Source organism: Buttiauxella cochleicola (assembly GCF_021282405.1).
GTDB classification, from domain to species: Bacteria; Pseudomonadota; Gammaproteobacteria; order Enterobacterales; family Enterobacteriaceae; genus Buttiauxella; species Buttiauxella massiliensis.
This window is the reverse complement of the sequence record NZ_JAJSOU010000003.1, coordinates 238231-251860: the sequence shown is the minus strand read 5'-3', so window position 1 is coordinate 251860 and position 13630 is coordinate 238231. Positions and strand designations below refer to the sequence as shown.

Here is a 13630-nt window from a genome sequence, read left to right as displayed (position 1 = left end):
ATATATTGATAATACTATTGATAATTATTTGCATTTGCAATAGCGTATTTCCGCGCTTTGGGCTACCAGCTTCCTGGTGCAAAAACAATTAATTGCCGGACTTGAACGCACGATTCCCTCATTTCGGGGCTGTTGCAGACAGTTTCGGTATCGCTTCGTAACATCCATGCTGCGCCCGATCCCTCTGGGAATGGAATGACACCGGGCCCAGCGGAAAAGCAGGCCGCCATAATGAATAAGAAAATTAACTATTCCCTCGCAATGCTAATCAATCTGGGAATATACGGTGTTGCAGCACCTGTCTTTGCGGCAGAGCAAGCGGCACCAGCAACGGCTCAGACCGCTGCTGCCAACAATGACGACACACAAAATCACGCTGAAGAAGACACTTTGATTGTTACCGCCGCCGCGCAAAACTTGCAGGCACCAGGCGTTTCAACCATCACCGCTGAAGAGCTGAAAAAACGCCCACCAGCGCGTGATATTTCCGAAATCGTCCGCACTATGCCAGGCGTTAACCTGACCGGTAACTCCACCAGTGGCCAACGTGGCAACGGCCGCCAGATCGATATTCGCGGTATGGGTCCGGAAAACACCTTGATTCTTATCGATGGCAAACCGGTCACCAGCCGCAACTCGGTAAGACTTGGCTGGCGTGGCGAACGTGATACACGTGGCGATGCAAGCTGGGTACCACCTGAAATGGTCGAGCGTATCGAAGTTATTCGTGGCCCGGCCGCAGCGCGTTACGGTAACGGTGCGGCAGGTGGTGTAGTCAATATCATTACCAAAAAAGGTACCGGCGAATGGCATGGTACCTGGAACACTTATCTCAATGCGCCTGAGCATAAAGACGAAGGCTCCACTAAGCGCACCAACTTTAGCCTGAACGGCCCACTGGGTGGGGATTTCAGCTTCCGGCTGTACGGCAACCTCGATAAAACTCAAGCCGATGCCTGGGACATCAACCAGGGCCATCAGTCTGAACGTACCGGTATTTATGCCGATACCCTGCCAGCCGGGCGTGAAGGGGTAATTAACAAAGATATCAACGGCGTCGTGCGTTGGGACTTCGCACCAATGCAATCTCTGGAACTGGAAGCGGGTTACAGCCGCCAGGGCAACCTGTATTCCGGCGATACCCAGAACACCAATACCAACCAAATCGTGAAAGATAACTATGGCAAAGAGACTAACCGCCTCTACCGCCAGAGCTACTCCATGACCTGGAATGGTGGTTGGGACAGCGGCCTGACGACCAGCAACTGGGTGCAGTACGAACACACCCGCAACTCACGTATGCGTGAAGGTCTGGCCGGTGGCACCGAAGGGATTTTCTCCAGTGATAAATTCAGCGATATCGATCTGAGCGATGTGCTATTGCACAGCGAAGTGAATATCCCGATTGATTTCGTGTTTAACCAAAACCTGACGCTGGGCACCGAATGGAACCAGCAAAAGATGAAAGATTTGTCATCGAACGGTCAAACCTTTATGGGCGGCCCAATTCCAGGTTCGAATAGCACCAACCGTAGCCCATATTCTCAGGCAGAGATCTTCTCACTGTTTGCTGAAGACAATATGGAGCTGACCGACAGCACTATGTTGACTCCGGGGCTGCGCTTTGATCATCACAGCATCGTGGGTAATAACTGGAGCCCATCTCTGAACCTGTCTCAAGGTTTGGGTGATGACTTCACCCTGAAAATGGGTATTGCTCAGGCATATAAAGCACCGAGCCTGTATCAAACCAACCCGAACTACATCCTCTACAGCAAAGGCCAGGGTTGCTACGCAAGCGGCACCGGCGTGGGCTGCTATATGATGGGTAACGAAGACCTTAAAGCTGAAACCAGCGTCAACAAAGAGATCGGTCTTGAGTTCAAACGTGACGGCTGGCTGGCAGGTGTCACCTGGTTCCGCAACGATTATAAAGACAAAATCGAAGCGGGTTACGCACCAATCGGCCAGACTTCTTCTGGCAAAACCAAAACCGATATTTACCAGTGGGAAAACATTCCTAAAGCTCTGGTAGAAGGGCTGGAAGGCACGTTAAACGTACCGGTTTCCAATACGGTGAACTGGACGAATAACATCACTTACATGCTGGAAAGTAAGAATAAAGAGACCGGCGAGCGCCTGTCCGTTATTCCGGAATATACGTTAAACTCCACCCTGAGCTGGCAAATTCGCCAGGACATCTCTGTGCAATCGACCTTTACGTGGTACGGCAAACAACAGCCGAAGAAGTACAACTACAAAGGTTTGCCTGCAACGGGAACAGAAACCAACGAAGTTAGCCCTTATAGCATTGTTGGCCTGAGTGGGACCTGGGATGCCACGAAGAATGTCAGCCTGACTACGGGTATCGACAATGTCTTCGATGAACGCCACTGGCGCGCAGGTAATGCCCAGACAACGGGTGGCAATGCCGGTTACATGTACGGTGCAGGTGCCGAAACATATAACGAGTCCGGACGTACTTACTACGTGAGTGTGAATACCCATTTCTGATAGACCTCCGCTTACGCCATGCAGTCCCTCTCCTTTTTGGAGAGGGACTGCGATAATGGTCCTCATCCCAACCTTCTCCCCAAGGTAGAAGGAGAAAACATCTGATGAATACTCAGCTCACCCATTTCAGCCTCTGTGACACGACGCAAACTATCGTGCGGGTGGATTTTGACGCTGTCACTTTTCAACACGATGACCTGCTGTTACTCCCGCATCACAAGCGTCTTGAAAATGCTGTCAGGCAACGCAAAGCCGAGCATCTCGCTGGCCGGATTGCTGCCAGAGAAGCGCTGCGTCTTCATGGAATAAGCCATCATATTCCGGGCATTGGCCTGCACCGTGAACCTTGCTGGCCGCCAGGGTTTACCGGCAGCATGACTCACAGCGGCAATGTGGCGCTGGCAACAGTAATCGCTGACTCGGCGCAAATGCGTGTGGGAATTGGCATTGATTGTGCTGAAATTATTACGCCAGATGTCGCCGGGGAAATTTACCCTGGCATAATTGATAGCGCGGAAAGAGAAGTTTTGTGCTCGACCGCCCTCCCCTTTCATTACGCATTAACGCTGGCATTCTCTGCCAAAGAGAGTTTATTCAAAGCCTTGTTTCGCCACGTTGGGCGCTATTTTGATTTTTCAGCTGCATCCATAAGAAAAATAGATGACAAGCATCTTATTCTGACGCTCAATCATTCACTTGGGCCATTTAAAAAAGAAAGTAAATTCAAAGCGATATGGGAAAATCACGCTACGCAATTAATAACGCTAATACAGTTATAAACAGCATAAGATAAATCACTTGCGGCCTGGTAATAAGTGAATGTTATATTCGAAAGAACACAACACATCTACAACATCACTTATAACAAGGACTTCTTAATCTATGGAAAACTCGCTTTCTCTCGAATCATTCCTGACCTCTGTTCAACAACGTGACCCGCACCAGCCTGAATTTGCACAGGCAGTACGCGAAGTCATGACTACGCTCTGGCCGTTCCTGGAACAAAATCCGCAATACCGCCGTTTGGCACTTTTAGAGCGCCTTGTTGAACCAGAACGTGTGATTCAGTTCCGCGTCACCTGGGTTGATGACCAAAATCAGGTGCAGGTTAACCGCGCATGGCGCGTGCAATTTAGCTCGGCGATTGGGCCATTTAAAGGTGGGATGCGTTTCCACCCGTCAGTGAACCTCTCAATTCTGAAATTCCTCGGCTTTGAACAAACCTTCAAAAATGCGCTGACCACACTGCCAATGGGCGGCGGTAAAGGCGGTAGCGACTTTAATCCGAAAGGTAAAAGTGAAGGCGAGATCATGCGTTTTTGCCAGGCACTGATGACGGAACTGTATCGCCATCTCGGGCCGGATACCGATGTTCCAGCAGGCGATATTGGCGTTGGCGGACGTGAAGTTGGCTTTATGGCGGGGATGATGAAAAAACTCTCCAACAATACGGCCTGCGTGTTTACCGGCAAGGGATTGTCGTTCGGCGGCAGTCTTATTCGCCCGGAAGCGACCGGTTATGGCCTTATCTACTTCACCGATGCGATGCTCAAGCGTCATGGTCTGGGCTTTGAAGGAATGCGCGTTGCTGTTTCTGGTTCCGGTAACGTGGCGCAATACGCCATCGAAAAAGCATTATCTCTGGGTGCGCGCGTGGTTACTGCTTCTGACTCCAACGGTACCGTGGTTGATGAAGCTGGTTTCACTAGCGAAAAACTGGCGCGCCTGGCTGAAATTAAATCCAGCCGCGATGGGCGCGTGGCAGATTACGCCAAAGAGTTCGGTCTGAAGTACCTCGAAGGCCAGCAACCGTGGAGCGTACCGGTGGATATCGCTCTACCGTGCGCGACACAGAATGAACTGGATAGCGAAGCTGCTCGTGTGCTGATTGCCAATGGCGTGAAGGCCGTGGCTGAAGGTGCGAATATGCCGACCACCATTGAAGCTACCAATCTGTTCCTGGACGCGGGCGTGCTGTTCGCACCAGGTAAAGCGGCAAATGCGGGCGGTGTGGCAACTTCAGGTCTGGAGATGGCGCAAAACGCCGCTCGTATGGGATGGAAGGCCGAAAAAGTTGATGTTCGCCTGCATCACATCATGCTGGATATTCACGAAGCCTGTGTGAATTACGGTGGCGAAGATAAGCAAACACATTATGTTCGCGGCGCGAATATTGCGGGCTTTGTTAAGGTAGCCGATGCGATGTTAGGCCAGGGCGTTTTATAATACCCGTCATTCTTCAAGTTGCAGGGGTGTTGGCTGCACTCGCTCACCCCAGTCACTTACTTTAGTAAGCTCCTGGGGATGAACTCTTTTGCCGCCTACCTGCAACTCGAATTATTTAGGGTATTATTTTTTTATTTAAAACTAAACCCCAGGAACCACCTTAATATCTTCCATCCCAATCCCAATCTTGCGCGGTTCGTGGCCAAGAATATTGCCTTCATTAGATAACTGCGGCTGCGGTGGAATAATCTCCAGCAAATTACTGCGCTCCGGGTTATCAAAATGCAACGTCGTGGTACTTAACTCTTCGCCAAGCGTAAGTGTTTGCTGCTGGCTCCCGACTTTGACCGGCACCGGCTGACCGATATTCGGGCCAAACGCTTTAGCTGAAATCACCAGGTCAAATTTCTCGGGCAGCGGCTCGGCATATTCAATTTTCACTTCCGGTGCCAAATTCGCATTCGACCAACGCCCCCACTCTTCAGGGCGAGAAATCCCCGCATACTCTTTCACATTAAGTGGCGCCCCCGGCACATTGAAAATAAAGCTATCTGCCTGATAGCGGATGGCGTTTTCATCCACTTTCAGCAGCGCAACGTTCTGTTTAAAACGTGCTTTATCGATGTCCTGTTTGGCAAATTCAACGGCATGTTGTTCCTGCTGCTGTTCAATTAAGCGCACTGACGGTTGGCCGCCAACTTGCCCCTGAGCAACACACAGCCCGGTCGAAAGTGCCAGTTTAGGTTCCCATAAACGCGCCATTTTGAAGCAGCGGTCGGCCCAAATAAATTTGTCATTTTCTTTAAAGTCAGCCAGTTGATAGCGTAACGGCGCGGAATACTCGCTTTCAGGCAACGGCTCTATTTTTTTATCCAGAATACGCAGCAATAAAGGCATTTTGAAATGCGCGCCTGAATAGCTAAAGGTATTTTTCTTCTGGTCAATTTCATACTGGGTAATCGTTTTCGGGAAGTTCCACAGATCGATTACGTCCGGTTTCCACTCCATCACCTTTTCTTTGACGTTAAGAAATACCGAAGCAATCGACTGCCCGGACAAACTACTGCGTCCAAGACCCAGGTAATTATCACCGCCTAAAACATCTAAGACCGTTGCGCCGTTATCCAGCGTGCTGCGTTTAACTGGCACCAGATCGGCCTGCGGTTTATCACCGCGAATAATAAAGAACAGGTTATTGCGGTCATGCTGGTTGAGGTATTTGTACGCGGTGTTATTCATTGCCAAATGGTCGGAACTTACGACGATGACGGTATTTTTAAAATATGGTGATGCTTTTATCTTCTCGATAAGTGCAGCGACATGCTCCTGGCTGCAAGCTACTGCACCGAAAGATTGGTTTTCTTTGCCGTCAAAGTTGTAGCTACGGCGCTTACAGGTTTTCGAGATAAAGCCGTCCGGGTGGTGCGTGTCGACGGTCAGCGTAAACAGTGAGAAACGTTTATTTTTCTTCGACAGTTCAACATACTTTTCATATACCTCGTCCAGCACAGTGTCGTCATAGAAACCCCAGTTATTGCGGTATTCCGGGTCTGCGACCATACTTTTCAGCTCTTGCGCACCGTACATATGGTCGAAACCATGGGACTGTAAAAAGATGTCTTTGCCCGCAAAGCGTAAGTCTGCGCCCTGCATAAAGTAGTTTTCATATCCCGAGGCTTTTAGAATATCGCCAAGGCAGATATTTTTTGGGAAAAAACTGGACATTGAAGCCGATGAATTCCCCTCAAATGGGGCAAATAAAGGAATACCACATTGCGAGGCGACCATTCCGGCAATAGTGTAATCGGTGCCGGGTAATTGCACCGTATGGCTGAAATCTATTGCTTCATCTTTAAGCCCGGTTAATTCCGGCGCTAAATCAGGGAAGAACTCTGGCTGTAAATACGTACGTTCCAGACTTTCACCGTAAATATAAACCAGGTTTAATTTAGGATCTTTAATATTCCCCTGCGGGGCTTTGTAATAAACATCGAAATCTGAATCACCGGAACGGGTCTGTGATTTCACCAATTCTGTGACCTGGCGAAATGCCGGCGAGGCATCGACAGAACCCATCGCTAACGCAAGCGCCAACAGGCTGTAGCCAAAATGGTGAGGGTAGTTTTTACGGCGGCGTAAAATCCAGGTCAAACCGCTGAAAACGGCCACCAGCGCCACAAACACCCCGACACCCGGCAGGATATACTTCCCAATCCCCGCCCCAGTCAGACTGCTGGTAAGGGTGTAAAGCACCGCATCGTTGATGCCATCGCCAGTGAAGTAGTTACTGGCAACAAAGGTCACGTTCAGGACAATATACAGTCCTAAAATCAGAAGGATAGCGCTAAACCACCAGGCGTTACGACCTGCTTTTACGGCGTAAACGGCAATAGCTGCGACAAACAACACAATTGAAAGCATTTCCGACAACGCCTGACCCTCGAAATAGATGCGCACAATGGCACAAAGCTGTGCTCAGAGATTACTGAGCGCTAAATCTAGCGTTGTTGTCACAGTCCTGCAATTTCCCTGACATGAAAATGTGCTCTATTTCGGAATTGTGCCCGCTGGGAATAAGGGTATTGCATTGATCGATAGTAAATAGCTATCAGAATCATCGTTAATACAACGGTTGAGTCGATTGACCAGTACTGCGTGCAAATGATTTAATCGCGCCGCTGTTATAATTTTTTAAAGTGGAATTGTAACGCGCAACATGAAGGCCACCCCGCAACGGGTGGCTTTTTTTATGTCTGCTATTTCGCTTGTAAGGTATTACTTATCAATTCGATACGGTCTACCCATTAGAGCCAAACGCGAATATTCGGTACCTTTCTCCCATCGCAAAACGGAGGAAGTACAGATGTCTTTAATTAATACAAAAATCAAACCATTCAAAAACAGCGCTTTTAAAAACGGTGAATTCATTGAAGTAACCGAGAAGGATGTAGAAGGCCGCTGGAGCGTTTTCTTCTTCTATCCAGCTGACTTTACTTTTGTATGCCCAACTGAACTGGGCGATGTTGCTGACCACTACGAAGAATTCCAGAAACTGGGCGTAGATATCTACTCTGTTTCCACTGACACCCATTTCACGCATAAAGCATGGCACAGCAGCTCTGACACCATCGCGAAAATCAAATATGCGATGATCGGCGACCCAACTGGCGCACTGACTCGTAACTTCGAAAACATGCGTGAAGATGAAGGCCTGGCGGATCGCGGTACCTTTATCGTGGACCCACAGGGCATCATTCAGGCTATCGAAGTGACTGCTGAAGGCATTGGCCGTGACGCCTCTGACCTGCTGCGTAAAGTGAAAGCGGCTCAATACGTTGCTTCTCACCCAGGTGAAGTTTGCCCGGCTAAATGGAAAGAAGGTGAAGCAACGCTTTCTCCATCTTTGGACCTCGTCGGTAAGATCTAAAAAATAATAAGACAATAAACACCTGCAATAACTAACTCAGCGGTGGGCAGCGCGCAAGCCTGCCCACCCTGGTTATTCTCGCCATCAGGGAGATTTACCCATGCTCGACAACAACATGAAAACCCAACTCAAGGCCTACCTTGAGCGCTTAACCAAACCTGTTGAGTTGATTGCCACGCTGGACGACAGTGCAAAATCGACCGAGATAAAGGAACTGTTGGCAGAAATTGCTGAGCTATCTGACAAAGTTTCTTTGAGTATTAATAACGATTTGCCGGTGCGCAAACCGTCATTTTTGATCACCAACCCAGGTTCCGATAAAGGCCCACGCTTTGCGGGTTCCCCACTCGGCCACGAATTTACTTCTCTGGTTTTGGCTTTGCTGCAAACCGGAGGACATCCGTCGAAAGAATCACAGGATTTGCTTGAGCAGATCCGTGAAATCGACGGCGATTTCCATTTTGAAACCTATTACTCGCTTTCGTGCCACAACTGCCCGGACGTGGTGCAGGCGCTGAACCTGATGGCGGTGCTGAACCCGCGTATCAGCCACACCGCGATTGACGGTGGCGTTTACCAGAATGAGATTCAGGATCGCATCGTAATGGGTGTTCCTGCGGTATTCCTGAATGGTAAAGAGTTCGGCCAGGGGCGAATGACACTGGCTGAAATCGTCAGCAAAATTGATACCGGCGCTGAAAAACGTGCGGCCGAAGCGCTGAACAAACGCGAAGCTTACGATGTGTTGATCGTCGGTAGCGGCCCGGCAGGTGCGGCGGCAGCAGTTTACTCCGCACGTAAAGGCATTCGCACCGGCCTGATGGGCGAGCGTTTTGGCGGCCAGGTTTTGGATACTGTGGATATCGAAAACTACATTTCCGTGCCGAAAACCGAAGGTCAGAAACTGGCTGGCGCACTGAAAGCTCACGTTGATGATTACGACGTGGATGTTATCGATACGCAAAGTGCCAGCAAGTTAATCCCGGCGAAGACTGAAGGCGGTCTGCATCAGATTCAAACTACGTCTGGCGCGACACTTAGTGCACGCAGCATCATCATTGCAACAGGTGCAAAGTGGCGCAATATGAACGTGCCGGGCGAAGAACAGTACCGCACCAAAGGTGTGACTTATTGCCCGCACTGCGACGGCCCGCTGTTTAAAGGTAAACGCGTGGCGGTGATTGGCGGCGGCAACTCTGGGGTGGAAGCAGCGATTGATCTGGCGGGTATCGTTGAACACGTCACGCTGCTGGAGTTTGCCCCAGAAATGAAAGCCGATCAGGTATTGCAGAACAAAGTTCGCAGTCTTAAAAACGTCGACATCATTTTGAATGCTCAAACGCTGGAAGTGAAAGGCGACGGCACGAAAGTTACTGGTTTGCAGTATAAAGACCGCGTTACTGAAAGCGTGCATGAAATTGAGCTGGCAGGCATTTTCGTACAAATCGGCCTGTTGCCCAATACCAACTGGCTGGAAGGCAGCGTTGAGCGCAACCGCATGGGTGAAATCATTATTGATGCGAAGTGCGAAACTACCGTTAAAGGTGTGTTTGCTGCGGGTGACTGTACTACCGTGCCTTATAAACAAATTATTATTGCTACCGGTGAAGGTGCAAAAGCCTCGCTGAGCGCATTTGATTATTTGATTCGCACCCCTATCGATAATTAAAAATCATTATTTACCTGCATATCAAAAAGCGGCTTCGGCCGCTTTTTTTCATTCTTTAAATGAATTAAATGCTTCACAACATTCATTAACCAAATGAAATAAATAACTTTTTCTATCTACCCCTCATTTTACATTAAGTGCCATTGACATATTTCAGCTCACCGCTCAAATATCCATAAAATAACCAATGTTTTATATTAAAAAGTTCAATGAGAATAATATGAACAAGAAATGGATTTTTGTGGTTTGTACGGCAAGTATCGTCGTTGGAGTTATGTTAACCGCACTCACCGGATGGGGTTTAAAAAAGACCTCAGAAACAGAATTTTGCCTCTCATGTCATACCATGCAAGCCCCCTACGAAGAGTATCAGGGGTCGGTTCATTTTATGAATCAAAAGGGTATTCGCGCCGAGTGTAAAGACTGCCATATTCCGGAAGGTGGGCTCGATTACCTCGTGACTAAGCTTCGCGCCAGCAAGGACGTTTATCACCAATTTATCACCAACAAAATTGATACCCCTGAGCAATACGAAGCCCATCGCCTTGAGTTGGCGCAAAGCGTATGGAGCCAGATGAAAAGCAACAACTCTGCCACCTGTCGTTCCTGCCACAGCATGGAAGCAATGGATCTGCAAAAACAGAGTAGCGATGCGCAAAAAATGCATGCTTTGGCGGTGAAAGAGAACCAAACCTGTATTGATTGCCACAAAGGTGTCGCCCACTTCCCGCCTGAAGTCACCGTTGATAGCAAAGCGTTGGATGCAATGATGGCTGAAGCCGTTAAAACCCCAGTCGATGCCCCAGAGCGCTTTGCCGTAACCCCAACGCCGTTGGGCACATTGGGCACTGTCTATCCAGCGACAAAAATGAAAGTTTTGCGCCAAATAGATGATGGGCAAGAAGTTGAGATTACCGGCAGCCAAATGCAGGGTGCGGAGCAGGTTATCTACTTTGCAACAGGCCAAAGGTTGGTCATTGCCTCTCTTACCGCCGAAGGAATGCAAGCGCTTAAGCCACTGGGTGAATGGGAAAAAGACAGTTATGGCAATGTCTGGCGGGACGTTAGCCTGCAAGGTACGGTCACAGAGCACTCGTTGGCAAGCCGCGAACCTCTTTGGCGCTATGCAAAATCCCTCGACACCGCTTACTGCTCCGGTTGCCACGCACCTATAGCCGCAGATCACTACCCCCTCAACGCCTGGCCTTCTATTGCTAAAGGAATGGGGTCCCGCACAGATATCAGTGATGACGATCTGGACATTCTGACGCGTTGGTTCCAGTACCACGCTAAAGATGCTGCCCGGTAAGCCGTACGTCATAGCCATGTTCATTTAAGGAGAGAATGATGAAGTTAACACGACGTAGTTTTTTGAAAACGGCAGGCGGTACGGCTGGCGCCATGGTGGTGTCCTCAGCAATTCCGCTTCCTGCATGGGCTGAAACACCTGCAGGTACAATACTCACCGCTGCTCGCTGGGGAGCAATTGAAGTTGAAGTGAAAGATGGGAAGATAGTCTCTTCGAAAGGCGTTCTGGCTAAAACCATCGAGAACTCACTACAGAGCAGCGCACCTGATCAGGCTCATACAGCCTGTAGAATTAAGTACCCTATGGTACGTAAAAGTTATCTCGCAGCACCAGGAACAGCAGATGGAAAACGCGGTAAAGATGAGTTTGTCCGCGTTTCCTGGGATGACGCGCTAAAGCTCATTCACGAACAGCATGCTCGTATTCGTACCACTCATGGCCCGGCATCTATCTTTGCGGGCTCTTATGGCTGGCGCTCCAGCGGAGTGCTGCATAAAGCACAAACATTATTACAACGTTATATGAGTATGGCTGGCGGTTATGTTGGTCACACTGGAGATTATTCCACAGGTGCTGCGCAAGTGATTCTGCCGCACGTTGTCGGTTCCGTTGAGGTTTACGAACAGCAAACCGTCTGGCCCATGATCCTTAAAAATAGCCAGGTCGTTGTTCTGTGGGGAATGAACCCGCTAAATACGCTGAAAATCGCCTGGAGCAGTACCGATGAACAAGGCCTGGAATATTTCAATCAGTTGAAAGCTTCCGGCAAAACGGTGATTGCCATCGATCCTATGCGTTCAGAAACCATCGGTTTCTTTGGTGATAAAGTTCAGTGGATTGCTCCCAACATAGGTACTGACGTTGCACTAATGATGGGGATCGCCCATACGCTGGTTGAAGCAAACCTGCACGATAAGGCCTTTATTGAGAAATACACCACCGGATACGCGGAATTTGAGTCCTATCTTCTTGGTGTTGCTGACAAAACACCTAAAAACGCCGCCTGGGCTGAAAAAATTTGCGGGGTTCCTGCTAAACAAATCACGCTGCTTGCCGAGATATTCGCCAAAAATAAAACCATGCTTATGGCTGGATGGGGTATCCAGCGTCAGCAGTATGGCGAACAGCGCCACTGGATGCTGGTGACGCTCGCAGCAATGCTTGGGCAAATTGGCAGTGATGGTGGTGGTTTCGGCTTCTCCTATCACTATTCAAATGGTGGTAACCCAACGCGTAGTGGCGGCGTATTAACGGCAATTTCTGCAACCGTTGCAGGCAATTCTTCCGCCGGTAATGACTGGGCTACATCCGATGCTGTGACTAATATTCCAGTGGCGCGTATTGTCGAAGCACTGGAGAACCCAGGCGTTAAATACCAACACAACGGTAAGGAACAAACCTTCCCTGATATCAAAATGATCTGGTGGGCAGGCGGCGGTAACTTCACTCATCACCAGGACACTAACAGGCTCATTGCTGCCTGGCAGAAGCCAGAGCTGGTGGTGATTTCTGAATGCTACTGGACAGCTGCAGCAAAACACGCAGATATCGTGCTACCGATAACGACCTCCTTTGAACGCAACGATCTGACCATGACCGGCGACTATAGCAACCAGCACCTGGTGCCGATGAAGCAGGCCATAGCACCACAATTTGAAGCGCGTAATGACTTTGACGTATTTGCCGATCTGGCAGAACTGCTCAAAGCTGGAGGAAAAGCTGTTTACACCGAAGGGAAAGATGAAATGGCCTGGCTGCGCGAGTTCTACGATGCCGCGCAGAAAGGAGCCCGGGCACAGCGCGTCAATATGCCGCAGTTCTCTGCTTTCTGGCAGGCAAATAAGCTTATCGAAATGCGTAAAAACCCGAAAAATGAAACCTTCGTACGCTATGCGGATTTCCGCAAAGACCCGGTGATGAACCCACTAGGTACACCGAGCGGAAAAATAGAGATCCACTCAAAAACTATCGAAGAATTTGGCTATAAAGATTGCCCGGCACACCCGACCTGGCTTGAACCAGATGAATGGGCAGGCAACGCTCAACCGGGCCAGCTGCAACTTTTAACCGCGCATCCGGCTCACCGTCTGCATAGCCAGCTTAATTATGCCGAACTGCGTAAAAAGTATGCCGTGGCGAACCGTGAACCCATCTATATCCATTCTGATGATGCAGCAAAATGCGGTGTTAAGAACGGGGATACGGTTCGCGTGTGGAACGATCGTGGTCAGGTTTTAGCGGGAGTTGTGGTTACTGATGGGATCAAACCCGGAGTGGTTTGCATTCACGAAGGCGCCTGGCCGGATCTTGATCCAGCAACCGGTATTTGCAAGAACGGTAGCGCTAACGTGCTGACCAAAGATATTCCAACATCACGCCTGGCAAATGGCTGCTCTGCAAATACGTCGCTGGTGAAAATAGAGAAGTATTCAGGAGCAGAGCTAACACTTAGTGCATTTACGCCTCCTGTCGGAGCGTAACATAA

At 49.4% G+C, this 13630-nt stretch carries 8 protein-coding genes; 7 read left to right on the top strand and 1 reads right to left on the bottom strand.

What is annotated here, in order from left to right:
• The first annotated feature begins 231 nt into the window (after positions 1-231).
• From LVQ79_RS05475 to gdhA, 3 genes are all read left to right on the top strand, one after another.
• Positions 232-2514 carry a TonB-dependent siderophore receptor gene (locus LVQ79_RS05475; RefSeq protein ID WP_232864175.1) on the top strand — a complete coding sequence of 761 codons (2283 nt, stop codon included), beginning with the start codon at positions 232-234 and terminating at the stop codon, positions 2512-2514.
• Positions 2515-2618: 104 nt separating this feature from the next.
• Complete coding sequence (gene entD, locus LVQ79_RS05470) at positions 2619-3293, top strand: enterobactin synthase subunit EntD (RefSeq protein WP_232864174.1); 675 nt, start codon at positions 2619-2621, stop codon at positions 3291-3293.
• A 103-nt stretch (positions 3294-3396) separates the two neighbouring features.
• The gene (gene gdhA / locus LVQ79_RS05465) at positions 3397-4740 is read left to right on the top strand and encodes an NADP-specific glutamate dehydrogenase (protein WP_232864173.1); all 1344 of its coding nucleotides are present in this window, start codon (positions 3397-3399) and stop codon (positions 4738-4740) included.
• A gap of 141 nt (positions 4741-4881) precedes the next feature.
• Here the strand turns inward: gdhA and opgB are convergent, their stop codons facing one another.
• Positions 4882-7161 (bottom strand): phosphatidylglycerol--membrane-oligosaccharide glycerophosphotransferase, encoded by a 2280-nt coding sequence (opgB, locus tag LVQ79_RS05460; protein WP_232864172.1) that lies wholly within the window; start codon positions 7159-7161, stop codon positions 4882-4884.
• Positions 7162-7603: 442 nt separating this feature from the next.
• Between opgB and ahpC the strand changes: the two genes are divergently transcribed.
• The 4 genes from ahpC to LVQ79_RS05440 all read left to right on the top strand — a co-directional run bounded on the left by ahpC (position 7604) and on the right by LVQ79_RS05440 (position 13625).
• Positions 7604-8167, top strand: a complete 564-nt coding sequence (gene ahpC, locus LVQ79_RS05455) for an alkyl hydroperoxide reductase subunit C (protein WP_151994812.1) — start codon at positions 7604-7606, stop codon at positions 8165-8167.
• A 100-nt stretch (positions 8168-8267) separates the two neighbouring features.
• Entirely contained in the window at positions 8268-9836 is a 1569-nt protein-coding gene (ahpF, locus tag LVQ79_RS05450) for an alkyl hydroperoxide reductase subunit F (protein ID WP_232864171.1), read from the top strand.
• Between the two features lie 220 nt (positions 9837-10056).
• Positions 10057-11145: a NapC/NirT family cytochrome c gene (locus LVQ79_RS05445; RefSeq protein WP_232864170.1), complete on the top strand. Its 1089-nt coding sequence runs from the start codon at positions 10057-10059 to the stop codon at positions 11143-11145.
• Between the two features lie 38 nt (positions 11146-11183).
• Complete coding sequence (locus tag LVQ79_RS05440; RefSeq protein ID WP_232864285.1) at positions 11184-13625, top strand: trimethylamine-N-oxide reductase 2; 2442 nt, start codon at positions 11184-11186, stop codon at positions 13623-13625.
• The last annotated feature ends 5 nt before the right edge of the window (positions 13626-13630 follow it).